Here is a 19269-nt window from a genome sequence, read left to right as displayed (position 1 = left end):
CGGGGGTCAGGGCTTGCGATGTCGTCCCCGTCCCGGTCCGAGGCCGGGCGGGGCGGGGCGGGGCGGGCTGGGCGTCGGGGCCGCACCCGGGTACGGGGCGTGGCCGAGGAATTCCCGCGCGGCGTCCGCGTTCGGCGCCACGCCGCCCGCGTCCCTTCAGGGCGCGGTGTGGTCGCACGGTGTCAGGTCACGCTCGCTTTCGATCAGCCTTCTCGCCAACCACTCCCAAAAGCCGCCTAAGCAGAAGATTGGCGGTCATCCGGCCGTCGGCGTCGCCTGGGGGCCTACTGTCCGTGCAGAGTCCGATCCTCACGGGAAGGCACCGCCATGACGCCCCAGCACCCCGCGGAGCGAACCGTGCCCGTCGAGCGGCTACGACTGGGGGACCACGCGTGCATGGGGCCGGGGGACATCGAGGGGGCCGGGGAGTCGCCGTGGAAGGTGTTCACGGCGTACACCCGGACGAGTCTGGCGCGCGGGGAGAAGGTCCTGCTGGTCATGGACCCGGACGACCTGACCGACGACGAGGTGGTCGCGCTGCTGGACCGGGGCAGCGGGCAGGTCGTGGCGGCGCGGGCGGGCGGCCAGCTGTCACTCAAACGCAGCACGGAGATCTACGTTCCCGACGGCCGCTTCCAGGAACGGCGCACGATGGACGCGTACGCCTCCGAGGTCGACCGCGCCCGCGACGAGGGCTGGGCGGGGCTGCGGGTCACCGCCGACATGAGCTGGGCGCCCCGGATGAACCTCGGCCACGACCGGCTGCTGGACTACGAGGCCTCGGTGGCGCCGCTTTTCGCGGACCCGCTGTTCACCGCGATCTGCTGGTACGACCGTCAGCGGTTCGACGACGACCTGGCCGCCCGCGTCGGCAAGGTGCACCCGCTGCGGGTCATGGAGCGGCTGGACTCCCTGGAGGTCACCGAGACCCCGGACGGCGGCCGGTTCGCCGGCACCGCGGAGCTGAGCACGCGGACCGAGTTCGTCGAGGCGCTGCGCGAGGCGCTGGAACACCGGAACGACGCCGGCCCCAGCCACGTCGTCCTCGACCTCCGTGATCTGTGCTTCATGGAGGCCCACTGCGCCTGGCAGCTGATCAGCGTCGCCGCGTCGCTGCCGGCCGGCAGCGAGGTCACCGTGCGCTGCGGCGAGCTGCTGGGGCTGGTACTGGAGCAGTTGGGCGCCGAAGAGGTGCCGCAGTTGGTCGTCCGCGTGGAGGGCGAGGACGAGGACGACGGGGAAGGGGACGGGAAAGGGGAGGAGGACGGGGTCGGGTGAGCGATGAACTGGTGCTGCGGATGGAGTTCTGTGCGGGCGAACTTCCCCTGGTCCGCGCCCTGGTCGAGGAGGGCGCGATCCGGGGTCGTCTCGCCGCCGCCGACCGAGGTGTGTCCGTACAGGCCGTACTGGAGGCGGCGACGAGCGCCGTGGTGCACGGGGGCGGCGCCGGGAGCGTCGAACTTCGGGTGGCGGAGGGTGAGTTGCGCTGCGCGGTCACGGACCGGGGACCCGGGGATCCGGCAGCGCGGGCCGAGGGGCCGGGGCTGCGTCTCGCCGCGTCGCTCATCGGCGGCACCGGCCGTCTCCGCCTCCGCAACACCCGCCGGGGCACCACGGCCACCCTGACCGTACCCCTGCCGGACACGGCAACGGCGGCCTCGCCCCGCGCTACGACCCCGACCGCGCGCTGAACCAGGCCGCCACCTGACTGCGGTTGTGGAAGCCCAGCTTCACGAGGATGCGTTCGACATGGCCCTCGGCGGTGCGCCGGGCGATCACGAGATGGTCGGCGATCTGCTTGTTGGTGCGGCCCTGGGCGACGAGGGCCGCGACCTGGAGTTCACGACGGGTGAGCGGGACGGGGGCGGCGGGGGGGTCGGGACTCACCGCCGGGGCCGCGCCCATGGCCCGCCCGGCCAAGGCGGCGCCCTCGCGCGGCTCACCGAGGGCGTACGCGACGGCCTCCTCCGCCGACAGACAGCCGCCGCGCCGGTGGGCCAGGGCGTAGGCACGGTCGCCGAGGGCGCGGCGGGCGTGCTGTTCGGCGGCGCGGGGGCGGCCCGGCCGGAGGGACTCCACGGGGTTGCCGCCGATGTCGTGCCAGATACGGTCGACGGCGCCGCGCAGGACGCCGGCCCGCTCGGCGTCGCCCGCCAGGGCCTCGGCGGCGGCGAGCAGGTCGAGGGTGCGGGCGAGGCTCTGGTGCTGGCGCACGGTGTACGGCAGCCGGAGACAGGCGCGGGCGTGCTCGGCGGCACGGTCGTACCGGCCCGTCGACCAGTGCGCGAGGGCGAGGGTGCGCAGCGCCCAGGACCGCGCCCACTGTTCGCCGTGGGCCTCGCAGAGGGCGACGGCCTCGGCGCACAGCGGGATCGCGTCCGCCGCGCGGCCCCGGCTGACGAGGGTGCAGGCCAGTTCGACGCGGGTGAGCACGATGAAGGCGGCGGATGCCGGGACCCGGCCCTGTCCGAGGGCGCCGGCCGGCACCGGCGGGGGCACGGGCACCGGGAGTTCCCTGTCGGCGACGGCCGCCGTGCGCACCGGGTCGAGGCCGACCAGGACGGCGGCGGAGCGGCTGTGGACCAGCGAGGTCAGGGCGCCCGCCCACATGGCCCGGGTCAGGGCCACGTCCGGCCGGGCCCCGGCCCGCAACGCGCCGTCCATCCAGTGCCGGCCCTCGCCCCAGATGCCGCCCGCGGCCCAGTGGAACCAGAGGCCGGCGGCGAGCCGCAGTCCGTGCTGGGCCTCGCCGGGGGTGGTGAGACAGAAGTCCAGCGCGGCCCGGAAGTTGTCCTGGTCGATCCGCAGCCGTTCGGTGATCTCCACCTGGTCGGGGCCGAACCAGGCTTGCTCGTACTCGGCGCCCAGCCGCGTGAAGTGGTCCCGGTGCCGGCGCCGGGTGCCGGTCGCCTCGCCCAGGTCGTGCAGCTTCTCCAGTCCGTAGTCGCGCAGGGAGACCAGCAGCCGGTAGCGCACCTGGCCGGCGTGCTCCTCCCGGACGAGGACCGACTTGTCGACGAGCCCTGCGACGGCGTCCACGACGGCGGGCGGATCGACGCCCGCCCCGGCGCAGACCGCCTCGGCGGCGGCCAGGTCGAAGCCGCCGACGAACACCGACAGCCACGCCCACACCAACTGCTCCTGCGGAGTGCACAGTTCGTGGCTCCAGTCGACGGCGGAGCGCAGGGTGCGGTGGCGGGGCGCGGAGGCGGGGCTGCCGCCGGTGAGGAGCTGGTAGCGGTCGTCGAGGCGTTCGACGAGCTGGTCGACGCCGAGGGCGCGCACCCGGACGGCCGCCAGCTCGATGGCGAGCGGCAGTCCGTCGAGCCGTCGGCAGAGCCGGGCCACGGCCTGCTGATTGCCCTCGCCGAGGGTGAAGCCGGGGACCACGGCCGCCGCCCGGTCGGCGAAGAGCCGCAGCGCGGGGAAGGACTCGACCGCCGACGGGCTCAGCTCCTCCGGCGCGGGCGCGGGCAGCGGCGGCACCTCGAAGAGCTGTTCCCCGGCCAGCCCTAGCCGGTGCCGGCTGGTGGCGAGGATCCGCACGCCCTCGGTGGCCGCCAGCACGGTCCCGGCGAGCACAGCGCAACTGCGCAGCAGATGCTCGCAGTTGTCGAGGACGATCAATAACCGCCGCTCGCGCAGATGGTCGACGAGGATCTCCAGCGGGGGCCGTACGGTCTCGTTGCGGACCCCGAACGCGTCGTTCACGGCGTGCGGGACGAACGCCTCGTCCCGCAGCGCGGCCAGCGGGACGAGCCACACCCCGTCCGGGAAGGCCCGTGCGACCTGTCCCGCCACATGTCCGGCGAGCCGGGTCTTGCCCACCCCGCCGGGCCCCGTCAGTGTCAGCAGCCTGCCCGCCGACAACAACCGTCTGACATCCGCCGTCTCGTCCCGTCGCCCCACGAAGCTCGTCAGCTCCGCCGGGAAACCGGAAGTGCACCGCGACTCCGATCCGCCCACGACCCTGGTCACGCCCTCAGTTGTGGTTCCCGTACGCGCTGGTGTAACCCCGAAGGGTAGGCAGCGGGCACGGGCGGGACGTGCGCTTCGCGGATTTCCCGCCTCTTCGGGTGAGAGGGGCTTGCGGGGCCAGCCGGTGGCCGCCGCCAGGATCGCCTCGACCATCCGTCCGAGGAGGACGCCACGACGCTGGACTCCGTTACGCCGCCCTCTCCGACACCGGCCTGCTCCGCGCCGCCGACCAGGACACCGCCCACGCCGGCACCCGCGTCCTCGCCGTCGCCGACGGCTTCGGCCCCGCCGGAGCACCCGCGAGCAGGGCCACCGCTGTGTGGTGGCGGACGTGGTGGCGCCGTGGAGGAACCCGCCGCAAGGGCGGTGACACCTCGGGGGCGTGGCGGGTGCTGGTCGGGCCGGGACTCGGGTAGTCACATGGCGGTAGCGGTACACCGGACGGCGACAACCAAGGAGTACGAGACGTGTCCCCTCTCTTCCCGGCCCTCACCGGCGGCGCCCAGGCCGAGCGGCCCGCCCTCCGTTTCGGCGAGCGGTCCCTGACGTACGGGGAACTCGCCGGCGTGACCGGCGCCCTCGCCGACCGCCTCAGGGGCAGCGGCCGGGTCGCCGTCTGGGCGACCCCCACGCTGGAGACCGCCGTGGCGGTCGTGGCGGCGCTACGGGCCGGCGTGCCCGCCGTCCCCCTGAACCCGAGGTCCGGGGAGAAGGAACTCGGTCACATCCTGTCCGACAGCGCACCGTCGCTCGTGCTGACCGCCCCGGGCGACGAACTCCCCCTGCCCGTACGGCGACCGGAGCGCATCGAGGTCGGCGTGGACGGCACGGCCCACGCCGACCCGGGCGAGCGGCCGGGGGCAGGTGAGGATCCCGCCCTCGTCGTCTACACCTCCGGCACCACCGGCCCGCCCAAGGGCGCCGTCATCCCCCGCCGGGCCGTCGCGAGCACCCTGGACGCACTGGCCGACGCCTGGCGGTGGACCGGCGACGACGTCCTGGTCCACGCCCTGCCTCTCTTCCATGTCCACGGCCTGGTCCTGGGCGTCCTCGGCCCGCTGCGGCGCGGCGGCTCGGTCCGCCACCTCGGGCGGTTCAGCACCGACGGCGTCGCCCGGGAGCTGAACCACGGCGCGACCATGCTGTTCGGCGTCCCCACGATGTACCACCGGATCGCCGAGGCCCTGCCCGCCGATGCGGAACTGGCGAAGGCCCTCGGCCGCGCACGCCTCCTCGTCTCCGGCTCGGCCGCGCTGCCGGTGCACGACCACGAGCGGATCGCGGCGGCGACCGGGCGCCGGGTGACCGAGCGGTACGGGATGACGGAGACCCTGATGAACACCAGCGTCCGCGCCGACGGCGAACCCCGCGCCGGCACGGTCGGCGTCCCGCTGCCCGGCGTGGAGCTGAGGCTGGTCGAGGACGACGGCACCCCCCTCACCGCCCGGGACGGCGAGTCGGTCGGCGAGATCCAGGTGCGCGGCCCGAACCTCTTCACCGAGTACCTCAACCGCCCCGACGCGACCGCCGCCGCGTTCACCGCCGACGGCTGGTTCCGCACCGGCGACATGGCCGTCCGCGACCCCGACGGCTACGTGCGCATCGTCGGCCGCAAGGCCACCGACCTGATCAAGAGCGGGGGTTACAAGATCGGCGCGGGCGAGATCGAGAACGCGCTCCTGGAGCACCCGGGGGTGCGGGAGGCCGCGGTCACCGGAGCGCCGGACCCCGACCTCGGCGAACGCGTCGTCGCCTGGATCGTCCCCGCAGACCCCCAGTCCCCGCCCACGGCCGATGAGTTGGCGTCCCACGTGGCCGACCGTCTGGCCCCCCACAAGCGCCCCCGAACCGTCCACCACCTCTCCTCACTCCCCCGCAACGACATGGGCAAGATCATGAAGCGAGCGCTGAAGACGGATGAGTGACCGACGCTTCTCGGCCCGCGAGGCCATCGCCTTCCTGACGGACGACTTCACCCCGCTCCCCTCCCGGGAAAGGGAGCACGCCCCCGACGGCCCCCTCGGCTGGCTGGGCTACGGCTCCTCGCGCGCCCGCGCCGCCGAACGCACCGGGGAGGAGGAGTCGGTGGTGTGGGGGCGGGCTGCGATCGGCGGTACGACGCGAGCCGTGCTCATCGCCTTCGAGTTCGGTTTCCTCGGCGGCTCACTCGGCGAACGCGCCGGCGACCGCCTGGAGTCGGCGTACACCTACGCGCGTGAGCACCGACTGCCGGTCGTCTCCCTGATCGCGACCGGCGGCAGCCGGATGCAGGAGGGCATGCGCGCCCTGACCCAACTCCAGCGCGTGGCCCGTCAGTCGGCGCTGACGGGCGAGGCCGGGCTGCCCCGGATCGCCGTGCTCCGGGACCCGACGACGGGCGGCGGCTGGGCGGCCCTGGGGGCGGGCGCGGACGTCGTCCTCGCCCTCCCCGCCGCACAGGTCGGTTTCGCCGGTTCGCGGGTCCGCCCGGCGGAGGCGGACCCGCGGGCGTACACGGCGGAGTCCCAGGTCGCGGCGGGCTCCGTGGACGCGGTGGTCCCGCCGGAGTCGCTGCGGGAGACGCTGGGGCGATGGCTCCGGCTGCTGACGACCCCGTCGACGCGACCGGCCCCTCCGCCGCCCCACCTGCCCATGCCGTCCTCGTCTCCCCTCGACCGCACCCCTGAAGGTGCACGGGCAACCGCGCGAGCCACCCCGGGCACCCCAAGCGCTCTCCCCGCAACGGGCTGGGAGGCCGTCGAACGCGCCCGCTCCCCCGGCGCCCCCGCGCCGACGCCTACCTGCACGCCTACTTCACCCGCCGCGCGTCGATCGGCGGCGACCGGGCGGGCGGCGGCACCGACCCCGGCATGCTGTGCGGCTTCGGTGAGCACGAGGGCCGGACCATCGCCTACGCGGCGCAGTGCGGCACGGCGACCCGCCCGGCGGGCTACCGCACCGCCGCCCGCCTGATCCGCCTCGCCGACCGCCTCGGCATCCCCGTACTGACCCTGGTCGACACCCCCGGAGCCGCCGACGACGCCGACGCGGAACGCCAGGGCGCGGGCCCCGCCATCGCGGACCTCTTCGCCGCCGTGGCCACCGCCCGCACCCCCGTCACCACCCTCCTCATCGGCGAGGGCGGCTCGGGCGGAGCCCTGGCCCTCGCCGCCCCGGACAACACCTGGGCCACCCCCGACAGCTACTTCTCGGTGATCGCACCGGAGTCGGCCGCGGCGATCCTCAAGCGGCCGGCGGACCGGGTGCGGGCGACGGCGGACGAGCTCCGGCTGCGTCCGCAGGACCTGGTGGAGCTGGGGGTGGCACGAGGGGTCGTCGGGCCCGCGGCGCACCCCTCACCCGGCCGCACCCCCGACTGACCCCCCGTCACCGGACCACCCGTCCAGCCGCACCCCGCCCGGCCCACCCCAACAGGCGCACCGGCCCCTTCCCCCGCACGATGCAAGGGAACCAGGGAACCGCCGACCGGCGGCGGCCCGTACGGTCCGTGCTCTCGGGAGGATGCTCAATGACCGCGATGACCGCCAGCCTGGAGCAGTTGCGCCGCTGTCACTTCGGCGTCGACCTGGGGGCCGCGCGGACCCGGGTGTACGTGAGGGGCGCGGGCCTGGTGGTGGACCAGCCGAGCGTGGCCGCCGTGAACACACGGACGGGCGCGCTCATCGCGGTCGGGGAGTTCGCGCAGAAGATGACGGGCCGTACGCCCGACTACATCCGGGTCGTGCGGCCCGTCTCCGGCGGCACGGTCGTCGACATCGAGATGGCCCAGCGCATGCTGCGCCAGCTGCTGGGGGACAAGGTCCGCCGTACGCTGCGCCGCAAGCCCGTCCTGCGCGCCGCCGCCTGCACGCCGCACGACGCGGACCCGCTCGCCCAGCGCGCCACGATCGAGACCCTGGTGGGCCTCGGCGCCCGCCGGGTGGAACTGGTGGACACCCTGATCGCGGCGGCGGTCGGCTGCGGCCTGCCGGTCGAGCAGCCCGAGGCCACCATGATCATGGTCTGCGGCGCGGCGGCCACCCAGCTGGCCGTCCTCTCCCTGGGCTCGGTGGTCAACGCCGTACGCATCCCCGTCGGCGGCGAGGCCATCGACCACGCGATCGTGCAGCACCTGCGCCTGCGGCACGAGCTGACGCTGCCCAGCCAGTCCGTACGGCCCCTCCAGCTCGCCCTCTCCGGCAACGGCCTCACCCCGCAGGGCCCCGCCTCCACCGAGATCCACGGGCTGGACGTGGCGACGGGGCTGGCGCGTTCCGTGCAGGTGGACACGGCGGCCGTGCGCGACGCCATCCAGACCCCCCTCACGGCCGTGGTCGACGGCATCGGCAAGGTGCTGCGGGACTGCCCGCCCGACCTGGTGGCCGACCTCGCCGACCGGGGCATCATGATGGTCGGCGGCAGCGCCCTGCTCCCCGGCTTCGACCAGATGCTGCGGCAGGCGACCGGCATGCCGGTCCACATCGCCGAACGCCCCGACGTCTGCGCCGCCCTCGGTGTCGGCGCCATGCTGGAGGGCCGTATCGTCCCCCTCACTCTGGACCCGGTGGGCGACTGACCGACGTCCCTCCCCGTACGTGCGCCCCCGCAGCCCGCCCCCTCCACGCACCCCCTTCGAACATTCCCGCGGGCGGCAGCACCCCGGAGCACGCGGGGGCGGCCGGCCCCACTGCGGTCACCTGGTGGTCGCCCCCGTGAGCCCGCGGCGCCCCACCGAACGCCCGTGCGTGGCGTTCTCGCCGAAGTCCCCCGCCGCTAGGGTTACTCGGAGGAACGCGGCCACGGAGGTGAGCGCCCTGATGCCAGGCCCCGTGACCCGGATCGGTATCACCGGACACCGGGAGGTCCCGGACGCCGCCCTGGCCGCCGTCCGGTCGGGCATCCGGGCGGAGTTGCGGAGCCGCCCCGCCTCCCGGGCCCTCAGCAGCCTCGCCGCCGGCGCCGACCAGCTCTTCGCGGAGATCGCCCTGGAGAGCGGGCTCCCGGTGACCGCCGTGATCCCCGGCATGGACTACGAGACCCATCTGGGCGACGACGAGGTCCGGGCCTCCTACCGCCGGCTCCTCAAGTGCTGCGACAAACACGTGGAACTGCCGTACGAGCCCACCCACGAAGAGGCGTACTACGCCGCCGGCCGCTACATCGTGGACCACGCCGACCGCATGGTCGCCGTCTGGGACGGCGCCCCTGCCCGGGGCCTGGGCGGCACGGCCGACATCGTCGACTACGCGCGCCGCGCGGGCGTCCCGGTGACCGTGCTGTGGAGCCCTGGCGTACGCCGCGCCTGACCGACACCTCATCAAGATCCGAACCTGACCAGCCAGTCCGTGTGCTGCGGCGAGACCAGCCGTTCCGCCTCCGCCACCGCGTCCGCCCAGCCGTCCTCGCCGACGGTGGTGCTCATGGCGACGCGCAGGGTGTCCAGGTCCTGTTCGACGAGCGAGTGGGCGTACGTCAGCGGCCGGTGCCGCCGGACCTCCTGCCAGGCCACGCCCGCCGCGGCTGCCGCGCTCAGGACACCGGTGGGGTCCCAGCGCCCGCCGATCGTGCCGAACGCCCTGAGCACGGCGGCGAGGAGGGCCAGCAGGGTCAGGAAAGTGGTCACGCCCGACCAGCGCACGGAGGCGCGGTGGGCCTGCCCGGCCCGGTTGCCGTACCAGGCGAGTTGCTCCAGCACGCGGTCGCGGAGGTAGATGTCGCGCCTGGCCGCGAACGGCTTGGCGCGCACCGCGCGCATCATCGGGGTGATCTGCCCGAGGCCGAGTTCGGTGATGCCCTCCCGCGGGTCCTCCCACCCCACCTTCCGCAGTTCGCTGAGGCGTTCCTCCAGTCGCTCGGCGAACAGCGCCTCGGGGTTGACGAGCCGGGAGTGGAACGGACCGCCGTGGACCATGAACTGCCAGGCCAGCGACTTGATCACCTCGGCGGCGGCCCGATGGGCCTGCCACTGCGCCCGCGCGCGGCGACGGGAGACGTAGAGGCCGATCCCGACCGTCAGGGCGTAGAACACGGCCGCGACCGCCGACAGAACGCGGCTGCCCACCCGTTCCGCCAGCGAGGCGGTCGCCGTGGCCAGCAGCAGGACGACCAGCTGGGTGCGGACCACCCGGAAGGATTCACCCTGGCGGGTCAGCGCCTGCTGATCACTGACACGGAACAACGGGGCAGGTCTCGATCACTCACCGTGGTGCTCGGGCCGGGCGTCGCAGCCATGCACACCTCGTACGGACGCTGGGAGTCGACGGAACGGTCATGTTCTCGTCAATCCTGAATCCGCGCCAGATCGCCACCTCGCCATATCGCGCAGCGAACCCATGTCGGCGCATGATAGAAACGCGCAAGTCTGCACTCTGTCGTCCACCCTCATGTCCGAGCCTCGACAAAAAGGATCTCGCCAGCAAGGGACCGATGACAGCGTCCCTTTTCTCGAACTGGAGCGACGAGATGAACCTTTCCTTCCCCAAGACGACGCCTGGATCGGACACCGCCCGGTCGGCCCACAAGAGGCTCGCCCCGCTCGCGACGGTCGCCGCACACGAGCCCCGCACCCAGCGCTCCACCGGACGGGTGACGGACGCCCGGGGCTCGCACCTTGCCAGGCCGGGGTTCACCTCCAGCATCTGACGTAGGCCATCCGGGGCTTCAACCTCCTTGTCGATCAAGGAAGTTGGGCCCCGTCGCCATGTCTTCTCCGAGCGGCGCGAGGGCTTACACTGCCGAAGTGAGGGACCCCGCGATCCAGCAACTGGTGCTCAAGATCCACAGCCGGTGCGACCTGGCGTGCGACCACTGTTATGTGTATGCGGCATCCGACCAGTCGTGGCGATCACGGCCGACCGTCATCTCCGAGGAAACGCTCGATCAGGTGGCCCTTCGGCTCACCGAGTACGTGCTGGCGCGAAATCTTGAATCCGTCACCTGCATTCTCCATGGGGGCGAACCCCTTCTTGTCGGCCCGGCCCGGCTCAGACGAATCTGCGCGGAACTCACCCGCGCTCTCGCCCCGGTCACCGCGCTCGATCTCCGTATGCACACGAACGCGGTGCGGCTGAACAGAGACCATCTGCGGATCTTCGACGAATTCGACGTCAGGGTCGGCGTCTCACTCGACGGGGACCGGGTCGCCAACGACCGCCACCGGCTCGACCGCCGGGGCCGCAGCAGCTACGACCGGGTGCTGCGGGCGATCGACCTCCTCCGCCTGCCGGAACACCGGCATCTCTACCAGGGCCTCCTGTGCACGGTGGACGTGGCGAATGACCCGGTGGCGGTGCACGACGCGCTGACCTCACTCGATCCGCCCCGCATCGACTATCTGCTCCCGCACTCCACCTGGGACAGCCCGCCCCCCGGCCATGGGCCCGGCGGACCGGCGACACCGTACGCCGACTGGCTGCTGAAGGTCTTCGACCGGTGGGAGGAGCAGGGTCGCCCCATGCCGGTGCGCACCTTCGAGTCGGTGCTCAGCACCCTGCGCGGCGGCCCCAGCCTCACCGAGGCACTGGGCCTCGCGCCGTCCGATCTCGCGGTGATCGAGACCGACGGCACCTTCGAGCAGGCCGACTCGCTGAAGACGGCGTACGAGGGTGCCCCGGCCACCGGTTACGACGTCTTCCGGCACGGCTTCGCGGAGTTCGCCGAGCATCCCGGCGTCCGCGCCCGCCAGCTGGGCATCGCGGGCGTGAGCGACACCTGCCGCCGCTGCCCGGTCGTCGAGTCCTGCGGCGGCGGGCTCTACGCCCACCGGTACGGTGGCGAGAAGGGCTTCGACAACCCCTCGGTGTTCTGCGCCGACCTGCGGGGCCTGATCGAGGGCATCGCCGAGCGGATCACCGACCGCGCGCTGCACCCGGCGGTCACGGACCCGGACGAACTCCGCCTGGCTCAGCTGAAGTTGGACCGCGATCTGCTGTCCACGGTGAACGCCGAGCTCTCCGGTCACCCCGACTGGAAGCCCGCCTGGCAGGTACTGGTCGAGCTGGACTCCGACGCCGCCACCGCCGCCCATCTCAACACCGTCCTCGCCCACCCGTATCTGCGCGCCGTGCTGCGCCGCTGCCTGGACGGCCCCGCCGACCTCCCCCGGCTGCTGGCTGCGGTCACGGCCGCCGCCGTACCGGCCGGGACGGAGACCACCCTCACCTGGCACCAGCCCGACCGGGACCTCCACCTCCCGACCCTCGGCACCCTGCGGCTCTCGGCCCCCGGACAGGTCGAGTGCGCCATCACCGCCACGGGCCTCCAGGTCCGTGGGACCGGCCGGGGCGGTGGTGAACTCGACATCGGCTGGCGGCCGTTGGAGACCATCGACCTCACCGACGGACGGACACTGCTCCTCGACGACGCCGATCCGTATCGTGACCGCTTCGAGACACCGGTCGCGGACCCGCTGTCCCCGGCCGACCTCGCGCTCTTCGGCGAGCGGGTGCGGGCGGCCCACGAGGCGCTGGACGCCCGCGAGCCCGGCTGGCGCGAGGGCGCCGACGCGCCTCTGGTCACCACCGTCACCCCGCTCGCCCCGGGCGCCGGACTGCGGCTCGCGGCACACGCGTTCGGCGCGCTCGGGATGGCCGTCGACTTCCGGCAGGACGAGTTCCTACGGGAACTGCCGCTCCTCGGGCGCAGATCCCGGCTGGCCGCCCTGCGCGAGGTCACGGATCTGAACGTGCCGGGCAGTGCCGCCGGGCGGTTGCTCGACGAGGCGAGCGAGCACCTGGGCCGGGCCGGCGCGGCCCCGTACGACACGGCCGCCTCGCTGCGGCGGGCGCGTGCCGCCCTGGGGACACTGGCCTCCCGGCGCACTGAGCTCACCGAGAGCGGGGCCCGCCTGGCCGACGCACTGCGCGCGGAGCTGGCGGTGGCGGATGGCTGACAGCCCTCGGCTCCCCGGCGTCCTGAGCCGGCTGGGCGTCCGACGGGGCGGCGTCCTCATGGTGCACTCCTCGCTGCGCGGCACCGGACAGAGCCCGACCGCGATACGCAACGCCCTGCTCGACGTGCTCGGGCCCGACGGCACGCTCGTCGTGCCCGCCTTCACCCCGGAGAACTCCGACACCTCGCCCCAGTACCAGTGCCGCACCGAGGGGATGACCGGGGCGGAAAAGGCCGAGTTCCGCGCGTCGATGCCGCCGTTCGAGCCGGACGCCACGCCCTGCACGACCATGGGCGCGCTCGCCGAGTGCGTGCGGACCACGCCCGGCGCGTTCCGCAGCGCCCATCCGCAGACCTCCTTCGCCGCGCTCGGGCCCCGGGCCGAGGAGCTGCTCGCCGGGCACGACCCGCACTGCCACCTCGGCGAGCGGTCCCCGATGGCCGCGCTGTACGGGGCCGACGCCCAGGTCCTGCTGCTGCGGGTCGGCTTCGAGGTGTGCACCGCGTTCCATCTCGCCGAGTACCGGATGACCCCGACGCCCCCCACACGGACGTACCGCTGTGTGGTGGAGGACAAGGGGAACTGGATCGAGTACGAGGATCTCTCCCTGTTCGACGGGGACTTCGCGGCGATCGGGGCTCGCCTGCCGCAGGGTCTCCGCGCGGAAGGGGAGTTCGCGGGAAAACCGATGTTTCTGTTCGAGATGCGCGATGCCGTCGACACGGCTCGACGCCTGATGTCCGGATATCGCTGGGAAATGGCGTGAAACGAGCCAGGTGCCACCGGAGTTGATCGGGCACATTGTTGGTTCCGGCTGGATGGCGCCTAGGCGGGGGCACGAGGGCATCGAAAGGCGGGGGCGTGTGGACGTATCTGCGCGGGGGCCGACTGCGGACAACCGGCCGTATTTTTTCCTCAGTTATGCGCACACCCCTCCCTCGGGACCCGACGGCGGTGACCCCGACCACTGGGTGCACACGCTGTACAAGGACCTGTGCGCGGACGTTCTGGCCCTCACCGCTCATCCGCGGGGAACGCCCGCGGGGTTCCTGGACCGGGAGATGCGGTCGGGGGAGGGCTGGCCGGACCGGCTCAGTGAGAACCTCGCGCACTGCCGGGTGTTCGTGCCGCTGTACTCACCCCGCTATTTCTCCAGCGACAACTGCGGGCGCGAGTGGTTCACCTTCGACGAGCGCATCCGCGAGGCACGCAACGCCGGCCACGGTGACATCCCGGCCATCGTCCCGGTGCTGTGGACGAGCATGGACCTCGAAGGGCTCCCCGAGTCAGTCCGGCAGATCCAGGTCGAGCGCGCCAAGTTCGGGGAGCGCTACGCGTCGTACGGGATCTACGGGTTGATCAAACTCAAGCGGCTACGCGACGAATACCAGGAGATCGTGTTCGGGCTCGCTCAGCGGATCGTGCAGGTCGCCGAGAACACCCCGCTGCCGTCGAGCCGGCCCCGGCCGTACGAGTCCACGCACAGCGCGTTCCGGCCGCACGGCGAGGGGCCGCGCCGTATCCACCTCACCGTGGCGGCGCCCAGCCGGAGTTCCGTGCCGGAGGGCCGGGACGCGGTCCCGTACGGGGAGGACGCCACGGAGTGGAACCCGTACCACAGCGAGTCGAGACGTCCGCTGTCCACGCTGGCGGAGGAACTGATCCGGTCGCTCGACTACCGCATCACCGTCTCGGACTTCGACCTCCCGGACCCCGGCGCCGAGGGCCTCACCACGGCCGGGTCCGAGGCCGAAGGCGGCGGACAGCCGCCCGAGCCGCACCCCGGGATCCTGCTGCTCGACCGCTGGGCGCTGCTCGACCGGGACCGGCGGCACCGGCTCAAGGCGTTCGACTCGGCCGCGCGCCCCTGGGTCGGCGCGATCGTCCCCTGGAACCGCTTCGACCTGCAGTGCCGCGGGGAGCAGGGCGAGCGGCTGCGGGAGGAGCTGGAGGACACCCTGCCGCTGCTGCTGGAGCGGGGGCGCCGCGCCAAGTGCTGGGCCGCCGTCAACGGCGTCCCCACCCTGAAGGCGTTCACCGACGTACTGCCGGTGGTGGTGGCCCAGGCGACCCGGCAGTTCCTCAGACACGCCGAGGCACACCCGCCACCGGGCCCCACCCCGCCACGGCCCCGGCTCAGTCTCGCCGGCCCGAACGACCCCGATGCGGATTCCGACCACGGAGGACAGGCATGACGGCTCGTCAGGACGGACGCATCATCACCTTCTACTCGTACAAGGGCGGCACGGGCCGCACCATGGCCCTCGCCAACGCGGCCTGGATCCTGGCCGCCAACGGCAAGCGCGTCCTGGCCGTCGACTGGGACCTGGAGGCGCCGGGCCTCGACCGCTTCTTCCAGCCGTTCCTCGACCTGAGCGTCCTCGCGTCCACCACCGGCGTCATCGACATGATCACCGAGTACTGCTGGGCCGCGACCACCGGCGGCCCGCGCTCCGGACCCTGGCACCGTGACTACGCGCGGGTCGAGCAGCACGCGGTGTCCCTCGGCCCCGAGCGGCTCGGGCTGTCCTTCCCCGAGGGCGGTTCGCTGGACTTCCTCTCGGCCGGCCGGCGCAACCGGGAGTACTCCGCGACCGTGTCGTCGTTCGAATGGGACAACTTCTACGAGCGGCTGGGGGGCGGCCAGTTCCTGGACGCGCTGCGCGAGGACATGAAGGCGTCGTACGACTACATCCTCATCGACAGCCGCACCGGCCTGTCCGACAGCGCGGACATCTGCACCATCCAGATGCCCGACGTCCTCGTCGACTGCTTCACCCTCAGCGGCCAGGCGCTCGACGGTGCCGCCGCGGTGGCCCGCAGCGTCGAGGGAGGCCAGCACAAGCGGCGGATCAGGGTGCTGCCGGTGCTGATGCGCATCGACGAGGGCGAGAAGCGGAAGGTCGACGCGGGCCGGGCGCTGGCCCGGCTGCGGTTCGAGGGACTGCCCAGGGGCCTGGACGGCGAGGAACTGAGCGCCGAGCGGCAGGACGCCTACTGGGGCGCGATGGAGATACCGTACGTGCCGTTCTACGCGTACGAGGAGACCCTCGCGACGGTCGGCGACAAGAGCAACATCGCCAACTCCCTGCTGTCCGCCTTCGAGCGGCTGACGAAGGTGATCTCCGACGGTGAGGTCACCGCGCTGCCGCCGGTGCCCGAGCCGGTGCGGCAGCGCTGTCTGGAGGCGTTCACCCGACGGCAGCCGATGACGGACATCGTCGTGGTGTACGCGGCGGAGAACAGGATGTGGGCGGACTGGGTGGAGGCCGTCCTCAGGCAGACCGGCTGCAACGTCACGCTGTACGACGTTTCCGCCGGGCCGCGGGAGCGCCTGGACACGGCGACACGCGCCGTTCTGCTGCTGTCCCACGCCTTCCAGAAGTCCCGGCACGCCCAGGCCGTCTGGCGCTCCTTCACAGACACCGCGCTGGCGATGCCGCGCACCACGATGGTGCCGCTGCGCGTCGACGAGGCCCGCTTCCCCGACGCCTACATCGACCACGAGCCGGTGGACCTGTACCGGCTCGACGCGGCCCAGTGCGTGGGTGCCCTGCTCGGCGCGCTGAAACTGCCGGAGCGGCCCGACGACCTCGGCACCGTGGAGCCGCGCTTCCCGGGCAGCGTCCCCACGGTGTGGAACGCGCCGCAGCGCAACACCACCTTCACCGGGCGCGGCCGGCTCCTCGACGAGCTGCGCGAACAGCTGCGCGGCGGGGTGTCGGCCGTGGGGAGCCGGCCCAGGACCCTGTTCGGCCTCGGCGGCGTCGGCAAGACACAGGTCGCCCTGGAGTACGTGCACCGGTTCATGGCCGACTACGACCTGGTGTGGTGGATCTCCGCCGAACTCGGCGACGGTGTCACCGCGGCCCTCGCCGAACTCGGCGCCCGGATCGGTGCGCCCGGCGGCGACGACATGACGCTGGTCAGCCAGGAGACCGTACGGATGCTCGCCGAGGGCGTGCCGACCCAACGCTGGATCCTGGTCTTCGACAACGCCGACAACCCCGAGGAACTGACCCGGTTCATCCCCCAGGGCGGCGGCGGGCACATCCTCGTCACCTCCCGTAACCAGACCTGGGAGCAGCGGGGCACCTCGCTGCCCGTCGACGTCTTCCCCGGCAGGAGAGCGTCGAGCACCTCTCCCGGCGGGCCCCCGGGCTGAGCGCCGAGGAGGCCGACCGGGTGGCGGAGGCGGTGGGCGATCTGCCGCTGGCCGTGGAGCAGGCGGCGGCCTGGCTCGCCGAGACCGCCACACCCATCGAGGAGTACCTGCGGCAGCTGAACGAGCAGACCACCGGTGTGCTGGATCTCAACCAGCCCACCGACTACCCGGAGACGGTGGCGGCGACCTGGAACATCTCCATCGCCCGACTGCGGGAGCGCTCCCCCGCGTCGGTCCGGCTGCTCCAGTTGTGCGCGTTCATGGCCCCCGAGCCGATCTCCTCGCATCTGCTGTACAGCCGGGAGATGCTCGACGAACTGAAGAAGGTCGACCCCAGCCTCCAGGAGAGCCTGATGCTGGGCCGGGTCATCCGGGAGATCGGCCGCTTCGCGCTCGCCAAGGTCGACCAGGCCAGCACCAGCATCCAGATCCACCGGCTGGTGCAGGCCGTGATCCGCTCCCGGCTCACCGCCGACGAGCAGCGGCAGGCCCGGCACGTCGTCCACACCATGCTCGCCGGCGCCCGTCCGCCGGGAGACGAACCCATCGACGACGCCGAGACCTGGCCCCGCTTCGGCATCATCTGGCCGCATCTGAACGCCTCCGAGCTGCGCGACTGCGGTGAGGCCGAGCCGCGCCGCCTGTTCATCGACCGGGTCCGCTATCTGTGGAAGCGGGGCGACTTCCCCGGGGCCCGGAAACTCGCCGAGGAGCTGGCGGCGCACTGGCACGAGACCCTCGGCGAGGACGATCTGCAGTACATGTACCTGCGCGGTCAGCTCGCCAACGTACTGCGCTCGCAGGGGCGTTTCGTGGAAGCCCGGGAGATCGACACCGATGTGCTCGACCGGCAGCTCCAAGTCCTCGGCGCCACCCATCCGCACACGTACGTCACCACGTCCAGCCTCGCCAGCGACCTCGCCGCACTCGGCGAGTACGCGAAGGCGGTGGAGCTCGCCCGGGAGGCCCACCAGGGATTCAGCCAGATCTTTCACGAGTCGCACGGGCGGACGCTCAACGCCGCGAACAACCTGGCACTCGCGCTGCGCATGGTCGGCCACTACAACGAGGCCAGTGACGTCGACCAGGACACCTACGCCCGCCGCCGGGAGGTCCTCGGCCCCGACCACCCCTACACCCTGATCTCGGCGCAGGGTCTCGGCCGCGATCTGCGGGAGGTCGGTCGCTACACCGACTCGGTGGTGGTCCTGTCGGAGGCGTACGAGACGCACAAGCGGATCCTCGGCAAGGACTTCCCCGGCACGCTCAGCTGCGCCAAGTCGCTGGCGGTGTCGCTGCGGCGGGCGGGCCAGTTCGTGGACGCGCACCGGCTGACCCGGGCGACGCTCGCGCAGTACCGGACCCAGTACACACGGGACAAGTATCCGGACCCGATCCCGGACTCCCTCGCGTGCGAGCTGAACCTGGCGGCCGATCTGTACGCCGCCGACGAGCCCGACCGGGCGCGGGAGACCGTCAGAAGCGTGCTGGACCACTATGTGAAGGTCCCGGGCCGGGAGCACCCCTACACCCAGGCCGCGCTCAACAACCTCGGCATCTACCTGTGGGCCTGCGGGGACGCCGAGGAGGCCGAGGAGGTGTTCCAGCAGGTGACGGAGCGCATGGCGGCGACCCTGGGCGACGAGCACCCCCACACCCTCTTCGCCCGCGCCAACCACGCCAACGTCCTCGCGGAGCAGGGCCGGCCGGAGGAGGCCTGGGCCCTGGAGGAGCCGGTCCGCGACATCCTCAAGCCGGTCCTCGGACCCCAGCATCCCGAAACCCTCGCGGTCGTCAGCAACTCCGCCCTGACGCTGCGCGCCCTCGGCCGCGAGGAGGAAGCCCAACGCCTCCGCGAGGCCACCCTCGCCGACCTCCGCCGCCTCGGCCCCAAACTGGGCGAGGGCAACGGCATCACGCGCCTGGTCGGCCAACGCCGCCGCGTGTACCGCGACCTGGAGCCCCTGGCGGTCTGACGGACCACGACCGGCCCCACCGGCCGACGACACCACCGACCGAGCCGGCTCCCACGGCCGGGCGACACCACCGAGCAGCCGGTACCCGGCGGCCCACACGCCGCGCCGAGACTTCGTCGGCCCGGTGCCGCCGACGGCACGACAGCCCCGCGGCACGGCGGCGACGACGGGCCGGCGGCACCCCGACCGGTCGGTGCCCTGCGGCTCACGCTGCTCAAGGTTTCACCCGCCCGCGCTGACCACACAGTGGTCCGACCGCTCCCCCCGCCCATAGCCCCTGG

Annotated in this window: 11 protein-coding genes and 2 pseudogenes; 11 read left to right on the top strand and 2 right to left on the bottom strand. The window is 73.0% G+C overall.

All coding sequences use genetic code 11. The features are described from left to right. Window positions 1-327 precede the first annotated feature (327 nt). Both WBG99_RS24950 and WBG99_RS24945 read left to right on the top strand, forming a co-directional pair. Window positions 328-1278, top strand: a complete 951-nt coding sequence (locus tag WBG99_RS24950) for an MEDS domain-containing protein (protein WP_338898435.1) — start codon at window positions 328-330, stop codon at window positions 1276-1278. After that, window positions 1275-1691, top strand: a complete 417-nt coding sequence (locus WBG99_RS24945) for an ATP-binding protein (protein ID WP_338898434.1) — start codon at window positions 1275-1277, stop codon at window positions 1689-1691. The genes WBG99_RS24950 and WBG99_RS24945 overlap by 4 nt, the downstream gene beginning before the upstream one ends. Here WBG99_RS24945 and WBG99_RS24940 read toward each other — a convergent pair. Next, window positions 1669-3978 (bottom strand): LuxR C-terminal-related transcriptional regulator, encoded by a 2310-nt coding sequence (locus WBG99_RS24940; RefSeq protein ID WP_338898432.1) that lies wholly within the window; start codon window positions 3976-3978, stop codon window positions 1669-1671. The two genes, WBG99_RS24945 and WBG99_RS24940, sit on opposite strands and share 23 nt — an antisense overlap. Window positions 3979-4445: 467 nt before the next feature. Here WBG99_RS24940 and WBG99_RS24935 point away from each other — a divergent pair, with 467 nt between their 5' ends. From WBG99_RS24935 to WBG99_RS24920, 4 genes and pseudogenes are all read left to right on the top strand, one after another. Further along, window positions 4446-5903, top strand: coding sequence for an acyl-CoA synthetase (locus WBG99_RS24935; RefSeq protein WP_338898431.1), 1458 nt, complete (start codon window positions 4446-4448; stop codon window positions 5901-5903). Further along, window positions 5896-7337, top strand: a pseudogene (locus WBG99_RS24930) (carboxyl transferase domain-containing protein). The gene WBG99_RS24935 and the pseudogene WBG99_RS24930 overlap by 8 nt, the downstream one beginning before the upstream one ends. Window positions 7338-7495: 158 nt before the next feature. Further along, window positions 7496-8533 (top strand): rod shape-determining protein, encoded by a 1038-nt coding sequence (locus tag WBG99_RS24925; RefSeq protein ID WP_338900481.1) that lies wholly within the window; start codon window positions 7496-7498, stop codon window positions 8531-8533. A gap of 241 nt (window positions 8534-8774) precedes the next feature. Continuing rightward, window positions 8775-9263, top strand: a complete 489-nt coding sequence (locus WBG99_RS24920) for a hypothetical protein (protein WP_338898430.1) — start codon at window positions 8775-8777, stop codon at window positions 9261-9263. 11 nt (window positions 9264-9274) lie between these two features. Here the strand turns inward: WBG99_RS24920 and WBG99_RS24915 are convergent, their stop codons facing one another. Then, on the bottom strand, window positions 9275-10081 hold the full coding sequence (locus WBG99_RS24915; protein WP_338898429.1) for a DUF4231 domain-containing protein: 807 nt from the start codon (window positions 10079-10081) through the stop codon (window positions 9275-9277). Window positions 10082-10383: 302 nt separating this feature from the next. On the opposite strand from WBG99_RS24915, the gene WBG99_RS24910 reads away from it, so the two are divergent. The 5 genes and pseudogenes from WBG99_RS24910 (at window position 10384) to fxsT (ending at window position 18988) form a co-directional block, all read left to right on the top strand. Next, window positions 10384-10599, top strand: a complete 216-nt coding sequence (locus WBG99_RS24910) for a hypothetical protein (RefSeq protein WP_338898428.1) — start codon at window positions 10384-10386, stop codon at window positions 10597-10599. Between the two features lie 97 nt (window positions 10600-10696). Continuing rightward, window positions 10697-12847 (top strand): radical SAM/SPASM protein FxsB, inactivated metallohydrolase extension form, encoded by a 2151-nt coding sequence (gene fxsB, locus WBG99_RS24905; RefSeq protein WP_338898427.1) that lies wholly within the window; start codon window positions 10697-10699, stop codon window positions 12845-12847. Further along, window positions 12840-13613, top strand: a complete 774-nt coding sequence (locus tag WBG99_RS24900; RefSeq protein ID WP_338898426.1) for an AAC(3) family N-acetyltransferase — start codon at window positions 12840-12842, stop codon at window positions 13611-13613. The genes fxsB and WBG99_RS24900 overlap by 8 nt, the downstream gene beginning before the upstream one ends. Before the next feature lie 52 nt (window positions 13614-13665). Continuing rightward, a complete protein-coding gene (locus tag WBG99_RS24895) occupies window positions 13666-15042 on the top strand; it encodes a TIR-like protein FxsC (protein ID WP_338900480.1) in 1377 nt (458 codons plus the stop codon). Next, a pseudogene (fxsT, locus tag WBG99_RS24890) lies at window positions 15039-18988 on the top strand (FxSxx-COOH system tetratricopeptide repeat protein). Before WBG99_RS24895 ends, fxsT begins: the two are co-directional and overlap by 4 nt. The last annotated feature ends 281 nt before the right edge of the window (window positions 18989-19269 follow it).

The sequence above is a fragment of the Streptomyces sp. TG1A-60 genome, from assembly GCF_037201975.1.
In the GTDB taxonomy this organism is placed as follows: domain Bacteria; phylum Actinomycetota; class Actinomycetes; order Streptomycetales; family Streptomycetaceae; genus Streptomyces.
This window is presented reverse-complemented; position numbering and strand designations above follow the sequence as displayed.